A 17,187-nucleotide genomic window follows, 5' to 3' on the forward strand; every position below is an offset into this window, starting at 1 on the left:
CGGGTGAATTGGCGGAGCCGGGAGGCGTATAAATAGCCAGATTGATCTCGATAGTTGCTGAAACCACAGAGAAGCGTTTGCGCAGATTTATTTTTAGAATCAACAGCGAAAAATCTTGGCAGACCCGATGCCGGAGTTTTATTGCCATTTGAAACAATTGGCAGTCATTTCAATGATTTTTATGCTCCTTGAACAATCATAGGGCTCCTGTTTCAAAGCTCTGCACATTGCGGTAGGTTGACGTAAACCGAAGCAGTTCACCACTGTAGTTTCAAGCCTGCGTTGGCCGCCAAACCGTGGCCCGAACGGTTATCAATGGAAGTTTCGTAGCTGAATGACCCGTAGGCGCTGACCTTGTCTGTTAGTGCGGTATTGAGACCGGCCTGCAATTGCAACGATGTCCCACCAATTTCGGTCTGTACGATGTCTTCGTTGAATCTGGTTGAAGTATCTGCTGTGAAGCCGTGCCAAAGATCAACGCTGCCAAAAACCTGTACCATTCGGCCGTTGATAGGAGCGTTTGCTTCGACCCGCACCCCAATTCGCCCGATAGCGCGTGTCGTCCTGTCATATTCGATGCTGGTGAACGGGTCGGAGGTATTGTCCAGCGCCAGATGCTGAACGATGAGTTGCGCTTGAGGTTCTATAGTCCAGTTCGGATTCAAAACCAGGGGTGCACCCACCTCTGCGGATCCCGTAAGGGAGTGGCCGTTTATGTCGGTTCCGATTCCGCGATACGATGTTGCATCGCCGTGCAGCCAGCTGAACATTCCGACCGCATCTACATACCAGCTGTCTTCGCTGAGATAGGTCCAGTAGGCTCCTATGCTGTCGCTACTGAGGTTGAAATCACCTGCATGAATTTGTGTTCGGGCGAGTACGTTGCCGGTGATGTCACCCGTTGCCTCGCTGTGAGCGTAGAAGAGCCCCACGCGGTCCTCACCTCCATTGTCGCGATGTCCGTTATAGAGGTCGGCGCCTACTTGTACACCCCAGAACTGTCCGTCAAATTCCGGCTCCATCTGGTAACTCATCCCTTTGATGCCAGGCATCCATCCGGCTGTAAATGACTTGCCGAAAGCCCGTAACCACGCGCGGCCATCAGTAGTGCCCGGATCAAGAAGTGATTGATTGCCCCGACGCTCATGAAAAGTACTCAAAGTCTCAAGGCCCAAATCTGCAGCTATAAGGGGTGCGATAACATAACCAGGGATCTCGGGACGAATTAGAGGAATTTGTGGTCCGTCTGGCTGAGCTGGTGGCGGTGCTGGTGGCCCTGGCGGTGGCGCGGGATCGAGCGGTATGGGCGGTACAGTCGGCGTAATCGGCGTCGGTGGTACCGGCGGAACCGTTGGTGTGATCGGCGTAGGGTCCGTCGTAAATGGCGGTTGTGGGGGCTGCGGCGGTACCGGAGGCGGTACCGGAATGATCGGTAATACCGGTACAGTTGGCGTGATCGGAGTCGGAGGCGCCGGCGGTTCGGTGGGATCAGTAACCGAGGAGCGTAGGAACCAATCCTGATCGGTCGTCCTATCGGACGTCACGCCGCCCCGGAAAAGCTGGTATTCGAAGATACCAGCCGCCACCGGCCCGATCAGTGAGAAAGCACTGCCGCTCGTGGTCGCCCCGTTTGTGGCGTCCACAACCAATATGCCATTGGCGTTAGTTAACGCGCCCGGGCCACCGAAATTTGTGATGCTGATTGCCGTGGTTCCTGAAGCGCTGCCTCCGCCATTCCCCCCATCGATGACAAGCTGGTCGGACCGGGTATCACTGTCGGTATCCAGATAGGTCTGTAGCTTCAGATACCCCTCATGGCCCACGTAATTGCCTTTGACGACAAAACGGTTCATTTCGCTGGATGAGCCGGTCACCATGTCGATGAAGCCCGCATTGCTAACCAGTATCGGATTACCAGCGACAGCCGATGTTACCGAGTGTACATTTGGACTGCCGGCGATGACGCTTGAACTTGCGTCCTCGATGTTCAATTGCCCGGTTAGAGTACCGGTATCGCCCAGAATCAGCGTGTCGCCGCCATATTCGAAAGTCAGCTGTGATCCTCGAGACAGGGAGATGCGCTCCCAGTTGCGCAACGTATCTACGTCAGTACCCTGGCCGCCAGCGGCATTCTGTGTGTTCTGCCATGCCATTCTGTCATTGCCGAGGCCACCATCGAGCACCAGACCCGGCGTAAGATTGACTGAAGTCAGGTTCGAAAAAATTGCGCTGTCGTCCCCACTGCCGCCATAGAGACCACTGCTGATCGTACCTCCCCCCCAGAAAAGGAAATCGTTTCCGTCACCCGCGTCCACGGAACTGGTAATACGCCCGCCTGAAATCCCGGCCACGTCCGCGCCAGCGCCGAGCAGGATCTGACCATTGATCGTGCCAGCAGCCATGATGACGAAATCGTTGCCAATGCCGGTATCGATAGTGCCATTTGTTACGGGGTTGCCGCTAGTGCCGCCCGATCGGTTGACGAAATAATCGTTGCCTGCTCCAAGACTGACGCCGTTGTTAATGATGCCATCATTGTCGATTCGATCAATGGCTGCTCCCGCTTGTGTAGTGTTTATCGCTCCACTGATGATTGCCCCAGGACGATTGATGATATTGTTGGTTCCTCCGAACCCTCCGCCGATCGTAATCGACTGATTGATGGAGCCAGCGTTGTCAATGATGTTGTCCGTGCCGTTCAGCACGATGGTATTGAGCTGAGCCCCAGGACGATTTGTGATTGCATTCTGTCCGCCTGGATCTGCCGTCAGGGTGAGAGTCGAGTTGAATATACCAGCATTATCGACGACGTTATTTGCTCCATCCAGTCCGACGACATTGACCGAATATCCCGGACGCACGGTCAGAGTATTAGTGCCCACTGTGCTATCGACGCCGATGTTCTGGTTGATGCTGCCATTCTGGTCGATGCTGAAGTTTGTCGCGCCTGACACATAGATAGACATGTTCGACATGCCCACACCTGCCACGGTGCCATTGAGGCTGCCATTGATATTGCCGCTATTGATAATGCTGTCCTCGCCTGGCCCCGTGATAAAAATCCCACCACTGTTTATGGTGGCACCGTTAACTACAGTAATAGCAACTTCCTGGCCCGGCGTGTTGGCATAACCGTCATTATCGTTACCCGAGCACACAATCGTGCCAGGCGTGGTCGGAGCACAATCGGCGAATGCTGATATCCCAGTGAAAAAGAAAAAAGGCGCGGCAATACCAATGCGATTAAACGCGATTGAAGGAAACTGACCCAAGGACAAAGGCAGAATACGCATCGAGAAGTTTTCCTCGTGTAACACCAATATCAAGATTGCCAACATGAATTCCCGAGGTGTTCAGTAAAGCTAACATCATACTTCGTCGTCCCAAAGAAAAAATTGAAGGAATTACGATTTAAGCCGCGACTTGTTGAGATTTTAATGCAATTTCAGGCGAATGCGGCACCATGGAAAATCAAAAAACCATGCTTTTTCAACGCTTAGATAAAAATGCACGAGATGACGCAGGTCGTTGGAAAAGCGGAGTGTTTTATGCTTTAAGTCAATTCGTTGTACGGGAATTCAAATCATTGAGCGAAGAAGGACCATCAGTGACAGCCCTGGGCAACATATTCTACAAAGCCTGTTTGCTTTCGATACAAGCGCTTCGTTAAGAACAGAAGGCAGAATTTTTGTGAATTGGATTCGTCTAGGGTATTAAAAGAAACTTCGTATACTGATCAAATAAAATTTCCGATCGCTGGGAAGGAATGTCGGCATCTGAATACTTCGCATTTACCGGGGGCAATTTGATTCAATCTCCGTGCTGCTTTGCGGAGAATTTAAATGTAGGGACAGGCAGGTTTCAGGGCCATGATGAGCGCTATTCGCGGCTGAGCGAAGCCGGTGATCCATTGGAGACGCTGAAAAGCATCGTACCGTGGGATCTGTTTCGCAAACCGTTGTCCAAGGCGCTGAAGCGCTCGGATGGCTCAAAAAAGTGGTCCGGCCTGCCTAACGATCGGGTGCTATGTTGAAGGTTCTGGTGCTTCAAGCGCTTTACAGTCTGTCGGATGATCAAGCTGAGTTTCAGACACAGGATGGTCTTTCCTTCACGCGGTTCCTCGGCCTTGGACTGGGCGACAAGGTGCCGGACGCCAAGACGATCTGGCTGTTTCGCGAACATCTCGTGCATGCAGGCGCTATTGAGAACCTGTTTGCTCGCTTTGATCGTCGTCTCTCGAAGGCCGGGTATCGTGGCGATGGGCAGGCAGAGTGTCGATGCCACGGTTGTCGCCGCACCGCGGCAGCGCAATACCGATGCTGAGAAGGCCGACATCAAGGCAGGCAAGATACCCGACGCCTGGAAGACCAAGCCAGCAAAGCTGCGACAGAAGGATCGTTGCGCCCGGTGGACGGTGAAGTTCTCGAAGGTCAAAGTGGGATGATGAAGGCAAGGAGCACAAGCGCCACATCGTCGTTCCCGTCTTCCGCTACAAGAACCATGCTTCGATTGATCAGCGGCATGGCTTTATTCGCGGCTGGACGGTGACGCATGCTGCCCCTTATGACGGCGCGCAGTTGCGCAACGTGGTGAAACGACCGAGCACCGGTTCAACGATATGGGCCGATACGACCTATCGTTCGAAGAAGAACGAAACCTGGCTCGAAAAGAATGGCTTTGTCTCCGACATCCATCACAAAAAGCCGAAGGGGCGGCCGATGAGCGAGGGGACGGCGCGGGCTGCTCGGCTTTTTGGATTGTGCAATCCAAAACACGCATTGAATGCCCGGGCGTGAATTGTTATATTCTAGTATAACTAAAAGGAAGCTGCCCCATGCACACTACCAATCTGCGCAAAGTCGGCGGCTCGATCATGCTGGCCATCCCCCCCGCGCTGCTCGATGTTCTGCATCTGTCGGCCGGGGCCAAAGTCGGCTTGGTCGTCGATAATGGCCGCCTCGTGGTCGAGCCGAAGGCACGGCCGCGCTACACGATGGCCGAACTGCTGGCCGCGTCCGACTATTCGCAGCCGCGACTGGCGGAAGAGCGGGAATGGATCGATGCGCCGGCCGTGGGCGGCGAGCTGATATGAGGCGCGGTGACGTCTACATGGTCGATCTGGAACCGACGCAGGGCAGGGAGCAACGCGGGCACCGGCCGGTGGTCGTGGTTTCGCCCGACGAGTTCAACCGGGCTACCGGCTTGCCTGTCATTCTGCCGATCACCAAGGGCGGTGAGTCTGCCCGGCGCACCGGCTTTGGCGTGCCTCTCTCGGGCTCCAACACAACCGGCGTCGTGCGTTGCGATCAACCCCGAGTGCTGGACCTGAAAGCGCGCAACGGTCGCAAGGTGGAATCTCTACCGCCGGAAATCATGGATGAGGTCTTGGCAAAGGCCATCACGATCTTTGAGTGAGGCAGGAACCCGTTACCCCTATGGAAGAACAACCTACAGGACGCCTCGTCGACCAACGCATTCGCAATAGGATCATGGAGGCCGTTGAAGTATTGGCCGGCGGAGATGAGACGGTACGTCGCGAATGGCCTGTCGAGTATTTTGAGAGCTTTTATGACTGGATCCCGCATCAGCTCGATGGGGAAATGCGCTACAACAGCGCGATTACACCAGAGGAACGAGCCGTATTGTTGGAGGTGAGCAGCATCCTCGATGCTGCTTGCGATGCTACCACGGGGAATATGGATGCCGATGAATTTATCGCATCAGGTTGGCCGAAGCGGATACAGCCAGTAGCGTTCAAAGCCCTCAAGCTTATGCGCAACAGAGGCAAATGCAGTGAAGATCAGGAAGAGAATTCCCCGATGAATGTCCTCGAAGGGTTGAAACCCGATCGGAGGCCGACGTGATGCGTCCTGTGCGCCTGTCCGGGTCCTTTCTCGTCAGCACTCTTTTTCTGGGTTCATGGGCGGCTGCTTTCGCCGTTGAACTTCCCGAAGGCGTGCCGATGCGCAACGAAGGATTGTGGCACCTGGAACAGACCGGCACGATCAGCGACGGCAAGACCACATTCGACATAGAGAAAACATGGGAAATCTGCCTCGATCCCAGCGCCGACCGCGCGCTGCGCGAACTGGAGGTTCGAGAGCAGCAGGCTAGTGTCGCCAGCCTCAATGAGCGATGCGAAGAACCGCAGCCGACCCTCTCAGGAAATACTCTTGCATGGACGATGCGCTGCACGGGGCCATCGCCGATCGAGGACAAGATTGGCAAGACGGACATCCGTCATACGGCCATATTCTTAGGAGGCGACGAGACACGCGCCGAGACCGTCATCATCAACCGCGACAACTTGATCCGAAGTCGCGGCCGCTTCGTCACGCAGATGAAGCGCACCGGCGCCTGCGAGAGTGGATCGAAGCCCGGCGACATGATACTGATGCACTGGCGTGTCAATGGCGAGGAAACCCTGAAAGCTCGCCAGCGGCGCAACCTCTATGATGAGATAGCGAACCACAAGGCGTTTATGGCTTCCAGACTCGCGCGATGAGGTCGCAATTGGCCGCGTGGCGGCACTTCATTTGCCTCCGAAGCCGCCACCGCCGCCATCGGAACCGCCGCCATCGCTACTTCCAGTTCCCCCCTCGCGCATGCCGCTCAGAATGAGAACGGTTACCACGAGCAACACCGCCACGACTATTCCATCGATCAAGAGCTCCTTGAAAAGTGACGTCATGGTAAAAGGTGTTTCGCGCGCCACGAGCTCCGACGGAGGATCCTCGTTCAGTTCATCACGCCCAGGCCAAAGGGGTATGAGCGCGAACAGCCAATGGCGTGGTTCGATGTCGGAGCTGTGGCAGCTCATGTCACCGCTTCGATAGACGCGGCAGTACTTTACGTCGCCGGTAAAGTGGTTGGTGACCAGCGTGGTTTCGGGTCCGATCCGCTCGAACTCATGATTGAGCTCCATGAAACCGATCAAGAGGGCCGCCCATCCCCAGACAAGGATGATAGAAAGAAATCGCAGACCCCCTGCACCTTGTTGAGACTTGCTCATCGGATTAGAACTCCCGCGTTACATGAAAACGCTAATAACGACGCTGCTCAAAGGCCAAGGGTAAGGCAATGGCAGGCGAAAATGATGGGACTATGGAATCCATGATGAAAATTTCACCGCAACCAAGAGCCAAGCTGTCAAAACTGCGCGATATTGGTTGGGAGCTTTGGGACCCGATTGGATTGTTAGAGCCTGGGTTCTACCCCGGTAAATGGGACGAGGAAACGAACCGACCTTTTGCTGATGAGTATGACAGTTATCTGCTGGATGCAGCCGGCCAACTGCGTAGGGGCGTGCCTCGCGTGCAGGTTGTCGATTACCTTGTTCGGATCGAGACTCAGCATATGGTCTTACAAAAAGGCCCCACGACCCGAGATCGAGCAGAGGCCGTTGTGGCCGCTATCCTGGCTGATGACGGAATATGGACTTGGCCGGATGAGCAGGGACGGTTCCCCCACGAAAGCGGCCTATGAACAAAGCGGCTTAGGGAGGCCGGAAGATATTCCCGGCAAACCCGATATCGGCTAGGTCGAGATACGTGTAAAAATCGGTCACGGTGGAATATGCGCGCGGCAAGCATCTCGGACCCCTCCACTTGCACCATGGCTAATCGAAGAAATCGACCCTTGCCGCCTCAAGCGATCTCAGTATTCGCGAAATTTATGAGAAAATCGGCCAAAGGGTCTGCCGGCGATCCGTTCAGAGCGGCTTTTAATGGAGCGGCTGGAAATACGACCTTTTGTTTCGCTGGTTCTTCGGCATCGAAGATGCAGCCTGGGATCATTCGGTGTCCTCGAAGAACCGCGACCGACTGCATGAAGGCGATATAGCGGCGAAATTCCTGAGCGCGATGCTTTCGCAGTCCAAGGTCAAGAGGCTGCTTTCCACGGACCACTTCTCTGTCGATGGCACTCTGATCGAAGCCTGGGCCTCAATGAAGAGCGTCAAGCCGAAGGACGGTTCAGCTACGCAGCCGGCTGATAGCGGCGGACGCAATCGGAAGGCAGACTTCCACGGCGACATATGGTCCAACAAGACACATGCGTCGACGACCGACCCCGACGCCAGGCTCTACAAGAAAGGCAAGGCAAGGAGGCGAAGCTGTGCTTCATGGGGCATGGTCTGAGGGAGAACCGTCATGGCCTGCTGGTCGATGCCTGTCTGACAGAGGCCAGCGGCCATGCCGAACGGGTGGCGGCGTTGCACATGATCGAGCAGCGGGCCGACCGCCTGCAGGCGGTCACGCTGGGTGCGGACAAGGCCTATGATGTCAGAGACTTTGTTTAAGAATTGCGCTCGATGAAAGTGACGCCGCATGCGACGCAGAACGCAAACGGCCGGCGCTCAGCCATCGACGGACGCACGACGCGGCATCCCGGCTATGCCGTCAGCCTGCGCATCCGCAACCGGATCGAGGAAGCGTTCGGCTAGATCAAGGCCATTGGGGGGCAGGACAAGACGAAGTTCCGTGGCCGCGACCGGGTTGATGGGCCTTCACCTTCGCGGCCGCCGCCTGCAATCTGGTGCGGCTGCCAAAGCTCCTGGCGGATCGTCGAGGCGGACCTGTGGGAGCGGGACTATCTCGATTTGGCCGCACCCGCCGATGACCATCGGGGCCGACAATTATGGCGAAATTGCTTCGGCGTCCTGCAAGCCAGTCTCGATCTCGGCTACAGCCCGTCGATGGTATTCTTCACATGGGCCGGGTTCGACGAAATGGATGAGGTCGCAAGCCACGGTCACGCGGACTTGCTCGACGACGGCTCTATCGCGATCACATTTGCCCTTCACAATGCGAGGCCATTCTCAATGCCAAACGAGAGACTTCTTCAATGGCCTGCTAGGGCTCTCTCTGGGCCAGCGAGCGAAGCCGTCTTCGCAACGTTCACTTTCGAGTGGTCAATAGGTCACGTTTGGTAACGGTCGAATTAAGCGATGCGCGTACCGGCAATGGAAGCTGTGTTTTGTCATTAGGTTTCTTTCAAATCTGAAAGCCAGTCCCTCCAAAATCCTGAGGGTTGATCTCCGATTGGTGTGCGTTTTCGTGGCTCCGCGTAAGCCATTTTCGCATGGACCGCTGCTTCATGGTCGTTGTCGGAAAATCGCATTGAACTGCAGGCAATGATCACCGGTGATACCGAAGGAGATAGCAATCGCGGTCTGGCTAACAAACTGAAGCGAGCGACAAATTTTAAGTCCCGTATTTTCCAAAACAGAATAAGATATGCTACGGCGCTGAATTCAGAAACAATCAATGTGAAGCTCGCATGGTAGATGTCATACAACATTAATTTTCACAGTGTGAATTGACGTCTGGAAAAGGTTGTTCTACTGTGATATTAATCTTCCGCTAAACTGTTACCTTTCAATTTTCGAGAGGAGAAGAGGCATGGAAGAGCTAGCCGGCATGCTAAATGAGACTAACGAAAATTCCACAAACAGTATTGGTGGCGCTATTGATTCAATATTTAAAGGAATCACGGATACAGCAAGTGGCATAATTGATGGTGCAACCGATGTTCTAGCTAAAGTAGATTTTGAGACGGTTGGTGATGGGTTGGAGGATGCTTCCCACCAAGTATTACGTTTTTTAGACGATACTGTTGATGAGGCGACAGATATCTTGGATGAAGTGCTTGGCAATGAGGAATCGGATGGGCCATCGGATTTTGCTGACGCCAGTTATAATCTGATCTAGAAGCAACCACCATTATTGGAACACGAACGCGGGAAGTCATTGAGGTGCCTTCCCGCGTTGCGTTACTTGGTCTTCTACTTGCTAAACGCCTCCCCCGACAGCTGGAAAGTTTGAGAGCAACGAGGGGTACAAACGTCTCGTAGCCCTCATCGTATGATCCCAGAAATGCCCGTCCAATGGATATGGAACTGTGTAGCAGTTTCCTGCAAAAAGCTGTGGGCCCGTTATTAAAAGTGCATCCGTTCAGAAATAAAACCCGATCAAACCGGTGTCAACCAAGGCCGCGCGCCCATTGACGCAAGGAATCGGTTGTTGTTCTCCAATAATAATAACTATAAGTTGTTAAATCTGCGAGGTTGTACGAAGAAATAAAAAAACCCGGCGTTCGGCCATCTGGAAAGCTGAAGGCCGGGACACTGGCAATGTGGGAGTCGGGGCCAATGTATTATAAGTCTACTCAAAGCTTACCCATCGTCAAGTTATTCTGTTGTATCGATCTAAGTCAGAAGCACAAGTAGCCAAAAGCTGTGTTCTCAGGCGCGAAATTGATTTTTTAGATGTCCAGTTTTAGAAATCAAAGGACTGCGGATTGAGGATCCCCAGGGAGTTTTTCTGCTTAATATCCGGAAAAAGGTCGGAAAGGATGACTGGAATCAGCCATCCCGGCCGAGGGGCCAAAGTTGTGCCGCATGACAATCACCTTCAGCTGGCATCGGGTCATGATCCTGGCCAGATTGAGCCCGCCATCCGCGAGCTTGTGCGTGTCGATTTGGACAAAGGCGAGAAGGCAGCTCCGCCGTGGGGTTCGAGGGCATTTCGGCGACGGAGCTGCTGGCGCAGATAACGTCTCGCATCAATGACAACTGCACCGTCTCTGAGCTGGAGAGCTCGGAGAGATAAATTCGGCTCGTGCAACCCCGCCACCTGTTTTGGAGACGGACAACGGGGTTGCGGGCGCATCTTCCAAAACCAGGGGAATGAGAGAGGCGCCGTTTCTGACCAACGAATATCGAAGGCGGCTGGTGTGGAGGTGAGCCACGGAACTGCAAGGTTCCATCGCCATTCAATCCTGGTCAGAGAAGGGAAATTGTCAGCGCGTGGAAAATGTTGCAATCGCAATTTGTTGTAGGTTGATCTGTGCAGGCAATTCGAAGGGCGGGACGACTTGTCGTGAGCCAAAAAGGGCCATTAACCAGGAATGGAAGCACGGTCAGCGGAGGTGCAAGCGTTCTGAAACAGTCAGTGAGCGCGCCAGGCCCGGCAAAAGGAACAGGTTGGAAAGGGGTATGAATAGCAAGATCCTGCCTCGGCAAGCAAACACTCGCAAAACTGGGCCTTGTCGCTTCTCCACGCTGGCGCGAAATGTCAGCAGAACTGTTTCCAAATAATTCCAACTTAATGCTGGCTATATCATTTGCAGTAACTGCATGGGAAAGGCGGTCGAGGAGGCAAACGAAACCACAGCAAACAGCAGCTATTCCCGACTTCAATGTCACATTGGACACGCGATAATCGTCATTTTGAAACCGATAAAAGTTGACGAGATCGTTCCTGCGATGCCTCTCAATCAAGCATTTTTCGATTGGGAGGAGGTTTCATTGCAGTGTTACGTAATTAACCTTGATCGCGCAACAGATCGGCATCAGCAAATTGAAGCAGAATTCAAGCGGGTCGGGGTCCCGTTAGTTAGAGTTTCGGCTATAGACGGACTGACACTTCCGGGTGGTATGCCTGAATTGTCTCAGCCTTATTTGCAGCATTGGCGGCAGCCAAGGAGGCCCAAAGAAATTGGTCGTTTTCTAAGCCATAAAGAATGTCTCGCCCGGATTGCATCAGGAGGCGGGCCATTCGGTGCAGTTTTTGAGGACGACATGGTCTTGAGCCCGCAGATAGGTCACCTTTTGCAAAGTGCTGATTGGATTCCAGACGAGGTTGATATTGTAAAACTGGAATCCGATGGAAGTCGCGTCTTCCTAGGGCCGCTTTTATCGTTTCCTCGTTTAGAGCCACGTTTGGGAAAGCTTCTTTCGGTACATCTTTGTGCGGGCGGGTATATCGTATCCCGAAATGCAGCGCGTCGATTTCTATCTATCATGGAGGAGAGGTTCATTCCGGTCGACACTCTCATGTTTCATCCAAAATACAATGCGCCTGGCGATTTTAATATCTATCAGGTCGTACCCGCTGTTTGCGTGCAAAGGCGGCTACTCGGCATTCATGCTTCGAGCATGGCCGGCACCGAACATGGGGACAGCGTCCAGCGCCGTGGGTTTGCAAAACACTCCCGTAAATTCTTGCAGCCTGCTGAAAAAATTGCCCGGAATCTCAAAGGTTATTGGACAAATTTCTTTACCGATAGTCATTGGGTGCGGGTTCCATTTGATTGCGCTGTCGACGGTCGTGAGAACTGAAACGTTGCGTTGCTTCCTGGTCCCGAGTGGCTGGCGGGTTATTTCCATGTCGGCAACAGACTGACTGCAAATGACAGGGAAAAGCGAAGCTCAGGACGCAGGGCTCGACGACTGACTGGAGCCGCCTGACCGCAGCGGAAAGTAAAAACGCCGAACGGGGCGCTCGGCTCAATGACCACGACCGCAAACTTGCCAGTTACGAAACGCGTATCGTCGGAAATGAAAAAATCACTACTAAAAAGGAGGTGAGGCTTGCCAATCACGAGGAGCGTATCACAAGGACGGAAGCAGGCGGCAGCGAGGTCTCTGAAAATGCCGTATTCTGCGATCGCGACGCCAACGGCAAGAGGACTGGACTGGTGGACTGACACTCAATGACGCCACAGCTAAGCAAGTGCAGGTCCGCAACGTCGCGGCTGGCAAGGCCGCATCGGATGCTACCAATCTAGAGCAACCAAGCTGATGCAGAAAAATGCCGAAGAGATAATCACACTTGGCGGAAACCTTCGCGATTTCGATGAGGCGAGAGAAACGGAGGCCGCAGCCTGGATAAGGTGGATCGGCCAAACCACGCGGGTGCCAGTCCTTGGACTCAAGGGATATTCAGCCAAAGGCGAAGTGAAAATGGTGCTCGCAAACGGCAGGCGACAGTTCGTGGCGCCGATCACGTCCAACCCGATGAAGCTCCAACGCCCCGCACAAGGCGCGAGAACAGAAACGACCTGATCTGCAAAGTACTCCGATCCATTCATCAGGGAAGCCTTTTAAAAGAGACTGCAAAGGTGATGGCGTGAGTAATTACTTCTTTGTCAATAAAAATTTATTCTTTTGCAATCAATTTGAAAGCTTCTTTGGTTGGCATTAATAGGTATTAAATATTAATCAGAATTGCCGATACATTGTCTGTTGGTGATTCTATATTGAGAGGAATTAATGCTTAAAATTTTTCTGACAGCATGCGTTAGTACAGCGTTGGTGACGTCTGCTTTGGCAGGGCGGAACTCGTATCATATACCGGTCAATGCGCCTTTTATAACGCAGACAAATCTCGTTTACACCGTAGAAGTACCTTCTTTGGTTGTCGATCCCGAAGCGCGACTGGATAGTGTTTCGTATTCGTGGGATTATGAGCGCGCCGATCCTCGGAATCCACCTTACAGACTCATGGCGCAGTTGTGCTATAATCACCCACCGTATACCAATTGTAGTGAGCCCAGCGGTTGGGCGACGGTACAAGATATCACTGCATTTAAAGGTTTTCCCGCTAATAAGCCGTTCAAGTTTTTTATCAACGCGCAGAGTGACAAACGGTACGTATTTCGCCCTGGTAGCTTGGCACCAACGAAGCAGCTGGAAGTCAACGTTTATTATGAAAGCTAAAGCTGCTCAGCAGGAGCACCTCAAACAGAGGCTGAGATCGAAAGACCTCGGTCTCTGTTTGTCAGTGATACGAAGTGGCGTGGTTAAGGCATATATCATAATGCTGGCGGTTATTGCGGCATCGGTGCCGGTGACGCAAGCGCTGGCTGCTAACCAAGTTTTTGATCCTTTAAGATTTTCTTTATCACGAGACCGGCAACAGGATATTCTCCATATCTATAACGATCAGGACTATCCGGTTGAATGGACTGCTCGCGTCGTCGAGTGGACAATGGAACATGATGGACGAAATATATTCAAGGAAACATCGGATATCATCGTTTGGCCCCGGAAAATTGAGTTAAAGTCACACACATCGGGCAAGTTAAAGCTATCCATCGATCATTTTAAACCTTGGGTAGTCGAAGGCAGTTACCGAATTATCCTTCAATCAAGTGCTATAGAAAGCGGATTTGGCAATGTGGTGCATCATTTCAGCATGCCGGTCTTCGTCGAGCCGCTGTCGTCAGTTAGAGATAGTTCAGTCAAATTTGCATCACATCACCCAGGGCAAATTTCCATAACCCTAAGCAATCACGGAACGCACCATTTGTTTGTCAAAAGCATCGATGTTGTGGGCACCGACGCTGACCAGCAGAAGGTTTTCAGCATATCCCGAAACGGCTGGTATGTATTGCCGGGCCTTGAGTCCACCTATACTCTGAACATATCAGATGAAGACTGTAATTCTGTAAAAAACATTCAGGCTTCTTTCATATTCCGTGAAGGCGTTAAGAGAGTAGTGGAAAGAAATATGGCAATAACTTGCAATAAAGAAGAAATTCAAACTGGCTTTAAGTAAAGCCAGTTTGTTTAATTCGGATAAATTGTTGCAATCAAGCTTGAGGTTTTTGTTCGCTCTGTTCCATTGATTTCAAGCATCGTTCTAGCGCTTCTGGAGACGCCACGGTCTCCATATGATTGGCGAAAAATTCCCGCAACTGAGCGGCGGTAATTTTGGTATCCAGCGCTTTGCCGGTCATATCGGTTCCACCTATTCTCTGGAAATAAAGCCCTAGAACGAGGTTTTGAAAAGTATCCAGTTGCGCTTGTGCAACGTCTGGATCAAAGCCCTCTGGAAGCTTGAAATCCTTTGACCCGCGTATCCATGCACTATAACCACCATGGAACTCGAAATCCATGTCGGGGCACAGCTTCTTCAGCAGCGCAACATCTTCATCGGTCAACACATCCTCCATTCTTGTTCCTTGCTGGGATGCGGATTCCTTGACGGGGGCATTGTTGATAGCTTTCTCGGCTAGCAATCCCACCAGCCTGTTCTGATAAGGATCAGAAGCAGTTTTTCCTGGTTGCAGCTCAACCGAATTGCTTTGTGCCGGTTCTGGATGCGCGATTTGTAAACGGCTTGCTGTATCCTGCTGGTCTGGGAATGGTTTGTTGGAAACTTGCTGAAATCCAAAGCGCAAAGTATGTGTCGAAATCTGCAACGTAAATCCTCCAGTTAAATAACAAGACCTAATCTGCGCTAGCTTGCTCCAAGCTGGAGTTTGCAAAATGTGCTCCCACAGCAGGCCGGTCAAACGCCGTGGGATCGCCACTGCCCCCATCGCACGCAAATTGCAGCAAGCTGGATAGATGCGAGGAAATTGTCGTCGCGTTTGTCGTATCGAGTTGGGACGTGAACTGCCCCCCATTTCGACCGGACATGTCGGCATAAGCAGAAAGGCTCAAGCACAGGCTTATGTCTAACGAGTATCGACACGTTGAATTGTTGACAGGTGATGTTCGCCGCAGGCGGTGGACAACCGAGCAAAAGCTGACAATCATTGAGCGGAGTTTCGAACCCGGCGAGACGGTATCTTCGACCGCTCGCCGTCACGGCGTCGCGCCCAATTTGCTTTATCGGTGGCGCAGGCTCTTGAGCGAGGGAGGTGCTGCAGCCGTGGATTCTGACGAGCCGGTTGTGGGGAATTCGGAAGTGAAGAAACTGGAGGATCGCGTCCGGGAACTGGAGCGCATGCTCGGTCGCAAGACGATGGAGGTCGAAATCCTCCGCGAAGCCCTTTCCAAAGCGGACTCAAAAAACGTATGGCCCGCCCCGTTTGCAATAGGATTTTTACGATGTTCTGATCAGTCTGCGTCAACGTATACGGTCTCATGAGCACCCCCATGGCCAAGATGGACTTTTTTGACCGGGCTTTCCAAACGCCGTTCGACTGTCAGGCCATCTTCACGATCCTTCCTGCAAACCTCATAGGCTACGCGTTCTTATTGCCTAGCCGGTCTGATTACGCTACTGCAGGGCAACTGCGATCAAAGCCTGTTTCCTTACGCAAAACGGCCCATGCTATCCGCGCCAATTTGTTTGCTAGCGCTACAACCATGACGTTGCGGTGAACACCACGCTCCATCATTGCTTTGAGYCAACGGCCCGTTGGCGTATCACTCTTTGAGAGCGATGGCAGTGACGCTCGAGCGCCATGGATGAGCAAAGTGCGTAAATAGGTATTGCCACGTTTCGATATCCCAAGCAGTCGGGGTTTACCGCCGGTGCTGTACTGTCGAGGTACCAGTCCGAGCCAGGCACCCAGATCGCGCGCTTTGGCAAAGCTGCTTGCATTACCTACAGCGGCGACCAAAGCCGTGGCAWTGAGTACGCCTATACCGGGGATAGTCGTCAGTCTACGCGTGGCCGCATCATTGCGTGCCAACTGGATAAGCTCAGTATTCAATGCTCCGATCTTTGTGTCGAGCTCTTGCCACTCGGCGCGTAATTCASGAACCAGTTGTTGTACTCGCGACGATAATAACTTCACATCTTCGGCTAGCATGCTGTCCACGCCGAGTTCCAGTTTCCGCCGCCCGGCAGGAAAGATCACCCCGCGTTCCAGCAGAATTGCGCGAAGCTGATTGATGAGGTTTGTTCGCTCTGCCACAAGGCGAGAACGCACCCGATGCAGTGTCTGGATGTCCAGTTGCTGCTGGCTCTTCAGATCGACGAAACGCATCGTCGGTCGAGATGCAGCTTCGGCAATACCCTCAGCATCCCGATCATCATTTTTCTGGGCTTTGATATACGGGCGAACATATTCCGGCGACATCAGCCGGACCTCGTGACCTCGTCCCGTAAACAAGCGGCCCAGATGATGAGCTCCGCAGCACGCTTCCATAGCAACTATGCAGGCGGGAAGTTTCGTTACGTAATCAATCAGTGTCTGGCGACGCATCGTTCGACGTGTAACTATTGCGCCGGTAGCGTYGACACCAACGACGCTACAAGAGTTCTTGCCCAGATCAATTCCAAGGATCATTATSCTCATAGGYCCGTTCCTTTCTTTCTTCGCACCACAGCATCATAACAGACGCTGGGGATAGGGGCGGGCCATTCCATAAACGGATATCGCGGCCGATCTTGTTGCCGAAGGACGGTTCGCGATGAAGGCCGTAGCAGACACGCTAGGCGTCTCCCGTTCCAACCTCATCGAGCGGCTGAAAGGCAAATCAAAGCCGCGTGGGCCTTACCACAAGGTCGAGGATGCAGAGCTTCTGCCCACCATTCGCAGGCTGGTGGATCAAAGGCCAACCTATGGCTATCGGCGGATCGCCGCGCTCCTCAATCGCGAAAGGCGGGCCGCCGATAAGCCTGTGGTCAACGCCAAACGGGTCCATCGCATCATGGGCAACCA

Annotated in this window: 18 protein-coding genes and 3 pseudogenes; 16 read left to right on the forward strand and 5 right to left on the reverse strand. The window is 53.0% G+C overall.

What is annotated here, in order from left to right; all coding sequences use genetic code 11:
* Positions 1–257: 257 nt before the first annotated feature.
* Positions 258–3,293: an autotransporter domain-containing protein gene (locus tag ACOWVS_RS20520; protein ID WP_139309305.1), complete on the reverse strand. Its 3,036-nt coding sequence runs from the start codon at positions 3,291–3,293 to the stop codon at positions 258–260.
* Positions 3,294–3,463: 170 nt separating this feature from the next.
* Between ACOWVS_RS20520 and ACOWVS_RS20525 the strand changes: the two genes are divergently transcribed.
* From ACOWVS_RS20525 to ACOWVS_RS20560, 8 genes are all read left to right on the forward strand, one after another.
* Positions 3,464–3,670 carry a hypothetical protein gene (locus ACOWVS_RS20525; RefSeq protein ID WP_139309306.1) on the forward strand — a complete coding sequence of 69 codons (207 nt, stop codon included), beginning with the start codon at positions 3,464–3,466 and terminating at the stop codon, positions 3,668–3,670.
* Positions 3,671–3,766: 96 nt separating this feature from the next.
* Positions 3,767–4,033: a hypothetical protein gene (locus ACOWVS_RS20530; RefSeq protein ID WP_139309307.1), complete on the forward strand. Its 267-nt coding sequence runs from the start codon at positions 3,767–3,769 to the stop codon at positions 4,031–4,033.
* Positions 4,027–4,323, forward strand: coding sequence for an IS5 family transposase (locus ACOWVS_RS20535; RefSeq protein ID WP_075042387.1), 297 nt, complete (start codon positions 4,027–4,029; stop codon positions 4,321–4,323). Before ACOWVS_RS20530 ends, ACOWVS_RS20535 begins: the two co-directional genes overlap by 7 nt.
* A 221-nt stretch (positions 4,324–4,544) precedes the next feature.
* The gene (locus ACOWVS_RS20540; RefSeq protein ID WP_075042388.1) at positions 4,545–4,796 is read left to right on the forward strand and encodes a hypothetical protein; all 252 of its coding nucleotides are present in this window, start codon (positions 4,545–4,547) and stop codon (positions 4,794–4,796) included.
* Positions 4,797–4,834: 38 nt separating this feature from the next.
* Entirely contained in the window at positions 4,835–5,092 is a 258-nt protein-coding gene (locus tag ACOWVS_RS20545) for an AbrB/MazE/SpoVT family DNA-binding domain-containing protein (RefSeq protein WP_075042389.1), read from the forward strand.
* Positions 5,089–5,415: a type II toxin-antitoxin system PemK/MazF family toxin gene (locus tag ACOWVS_RS20550; RefSeq protein WP_075042390.1), complete on the forward strand. Its 327-nt coding sequence runs from the start codon at positions 5,089–5,091 to the stop codon at positions 5,413–5,415. Before ACOWVS_RS20545 ends, ACOWVS_RS20550 begins: the two co-directional genes overlap by 4 nt.
* A gap of 20 nt (positions 5,416–5,435) precedes the next feature.
* Positions 5,436–5,864, forward strand: a complete 429-nt coding sequence (locus ACOWVS_RS20555; RefSeq protein ID WP_075042391.1) for a hypothetical protein — start codon at positions 5,436–5,438, stop codon at positions 5,862–5,864.
* Positions 5,864–6,505 carry a DUF3617 family protein gene (locus ACOWVS_RS20560; protein WP_075042392.1) on the forward strand — a complete coding sequence of 214 codons (642 nt, stop codon included), beginning with the start codon at positions 5,864–5,866 and terminating at the stop codon, positions 6,503–6,505. The genes ACOWVS_RS20555 and ACOWVS_RS20560 overlap by 1 nt, the downstream gene beginning before the upstream one ends.
* Positions 6,506–6,532: 27 nt before the next feature.
* On the opposite strand, the gene ACOWVS_RS20565 is transcribed toward ACOWVS_RS20560, so the two are convergent.
* A complete protein-coding gene (locus ACOWVS_RS20565) occupies positions 6,533–7,012 on the reverse strand; it encodes a hypothetical protein (protein ID WP_075042393.1) in 480 nt (159 codons plus the stop codon).
* Between the two features lie 68 nt (positions 7,013–7,080).
* On the opposite strand from ACOWVS_RS20565, the gene ACOWVS_RS20570 reads away from it, so the two are divergent.
* The 4 genes and pseudogenes from ACOWVS_RS20570 (at position 7,081) to ACOWVS_RS20585 (ending at position 12,121) form a co-directional block, all read left to right on the forward strand.
* Entirely contained in the window at positions 7,081–7,485 is a 405-nt protein-coding gene (locus ACOWVS_RS20570; RefSeq protein WP_247644466.1) for a hypothetical protein, read from the forward strand.
* Between the two features lie 217 nt (positions 7,486–7,702).
* A pseudogene (locus ACOWVS_RS20575) lies at positions 7,703–8,619 on the forward strand (IS5 family transposase); the annotation flags it as partial.
* 782 nt (positions 8,620–9,401) lie between these two features.
* On the forward strand, positions 9,402–9,710 hold the full coding sequence (locus ACOWVS_RS20580) for a hypothetical protein (RefSeq protein ID WP_075042394.1): 309 nt from the start codon (positions 9,402–9,404) through the stop codon (positions 9,708–9,710).
* 1,427 nt (positions 9,711–11,137) lie between these two features.
* A complete protein-coding gene (locus tag ACOWVS_RS20585; protein ID WP_075042395.1) occupies positions 11,138–12,121 on the forward strand; it encodes a glycosyltransferase family 25 protein in 984 nt (327 codons plus the stop codon).
* A gap of 38 nt (positions 12,122–12,159) precedes the next feature.
* On the opposite strand, the gene ACOWVS_RS20590 is transcribed toward ACOWVS_RS20585, so the two are convergent.
* Complete coding sequence (locus ACOWVS_RS20590) at positions 12,160–12,492, reverse strand: hypothetical protein (RefSeq protein ID WP_139309309.1); 333 nt, start codon at positions 12,490–12,492, stop codon at positions 12,160–12,162.
* A 91-nt stretch (positions 12,493–12,583) separates the two neighbouring features.
* Between ACOWVS_RS20590 and ACOWVS_RS20595 the strand changes: the two genes are divergently transcribed.
* Together ACOWVS_RS20595 and ACOWVS_RS20600 are read left to right on the forward strand one after the other, a co-directional pair.
* Positions 12,584–12,847, forward strand: a complete 264-nt coding sequence (locus ACOWVS_RS20595) for a hypothetical protein (RefSeq protein ID WP_075042396.1) — start codon at positions 12,584–12,586, stop codon at positions 12,845–12,847.
* A 643-nt stretch (positions 12,848–13,490) separates the two neighbouring features.
* A complete protein-coding gene (locus ACOWVS_RS20600; protein WP_075042397.1) occupies positions 13,491–14,342 on the forward strand; it encodes a hypothetical protein in 852 nt (283 codons plus the stop codon).
* A gap of 34 nt (positions 14,343–14,376) precedes the next feature.
* Here ACOWVS_RS20600 and ACOWVS_RS20605 read toward each other — a convergent pair whose 3' ends face one another.
* Positions 14,377–14,988 carry a hypothetical protein gene (locus tag ACOWVS_RS20605; protein ID WP_139309310.1) on the reverse strand — a complete coding sequence of 204 codons (612 nt, stop codon included), beginning with the start codon at positions 14,986–14,988 and terminating at the stop codon, positions 14,377–14,379.
* A 254-nt stretch (positions 14,989–15,242) separates the two neighbouring features.
* Between ACOWVS_RS20605 and ACOWVS_RS20610 the strand changes: the two are divergent.
* Positions 15,243–15,584: pseudogene (locus ACOWVS_RS20610) on the forward strand (transposase); the annotation flags it as partial.
* 205 nt (positions 15,585–15,789) lie between these two features.
* Here ACOWVS_RS20610 and ACOWVS_RS20615 read toward each other — a convergent pair.
* Positions 15,790–16,821, reverse strand: a complete 1,032-nt coding sequence (locus tag ACOWVS_RS20615) for an IS110 family transposase (RefSeq protein WP_420973181.1) — start codon at positions 16,819–16,821, stop codon at positions 15,790–15,792.
* A gap of 73 nt (positions 16,822–16,894) precedes the next feature.
* Here ACOWVS_RS20615 and ACOWVS_RS20620 point away from each other — a divergent pair.
* Positions 16,895–17,187, forward strand: a pseudogene (locus ACOWVS_RS20620) (IS3 family transposase); the annotation flags it as partial.

Origin of the sequence: Brucella sp. IR068 (assembly GCF_049065885.1) — a bacterium.
GTDB lineage: Bacteria > Pseudomonadota > Alphaproteobacteria > Rhizobiales > Rhizobiaceae > Brucella > Brucella intermedia.

Coding starts and splice junctions, on each gene's coding strand:
- ACOWVS_RS20535 (WP_075042387.1), top strand. CDS start 4,027: ATGTTGAAGGTTCTGGTGCTTCAAGCGCTTTACAGTCTGTCGGATGAT.
- ACOWVS_RS20600 (WP_075042397.1), top strand. CDS start 13,491: ATGAAAGCTAAAGCTGCTCAGCAGGAGCACCTCAAACAGAGGCTGAGA.
- ACOWVS_RS20570 (WP_247644466.1), top strand. CDS start 7,081: ATGGCAGGCGAAAATGATGGGACTATGGAATCCATGATGAAAATTTCA.
- ACOWVS_RS20520 (WP_139309305.1), bottom strand. CDS start 3,293: ATGCGTATTCTGCCTTTGTCCTTGGGTCAGTTTCCTTCAATCGCGTTT.
- ACOWVS_RS20595 (WP_075042396.1), top strand. CDS start 12,584: ATGCAGAAAAATGCCGAAGAGATAATCACACTTGGCGGAAACCTTCGC.
- ACOWVS_RS20530 (WP_139309307.1), top strand. CDS start 3,767: ATGTCGGCATCTGAATACTTCGCATTTACCGGGGGCAATTTGATTCAA.
- ACOWVS_RS20580 (WP_075042394.1), top strand. CDS start 9,402: ATGGAAGAGCTAGCCGGCATGCTAAATGAGACTAACGAAAATTCCACA.
- ACOWVS_RS20545 (WP_075042389.1), top strand. CDS start 4,835: ATGCACACTACCAATCTGCGCAAAGTCGGCGGCTCGATCATGCTGGCC.
- ACOWVS_RS20555 (WP_075042391.1), top strand. CDS start 5,436: ATGGAAGAACAACCTACAGGACGCCTCGTCGACCAACGCATTCGCAAT.
- ACOWVS_RS20585 (WP_075042395.1), top strand. CDS start 11,138: ATGGGAAAGGCGGTCGAGGAGGCAAACGAAACCACAGCAAACAGCAGC.
- ACOWVS_RS20525 (WP_139309306.1), top strand. CDS start 3,464: ATGGAAAATCAAAAAACCATGCTTTTTCAACGCTTAGATAAAAATGCA.
- ACOWVS_RS20565 (WP_075042393.1), bottom strand. CDS start 7,012: ATGAGCAAGTCTCAACAAGGTGCAGGGGGTCTGCGATTTCTTTCTATC.
- ACOWVS_RS20550 (WP_075042390.1), top strand. CDS start 5,089: ATGAGGCGCGGTGACGTCTACATGGTCGATCTGGAACCGACGCAGGGC.
- ACOWVS_RS20560 (WP_075042392.1), top strand. CDS start 5,864: ATGCGTCCTGTGCGCCTGTCCGGGTCCTTTCTCGTCAGCACTCTTTTT.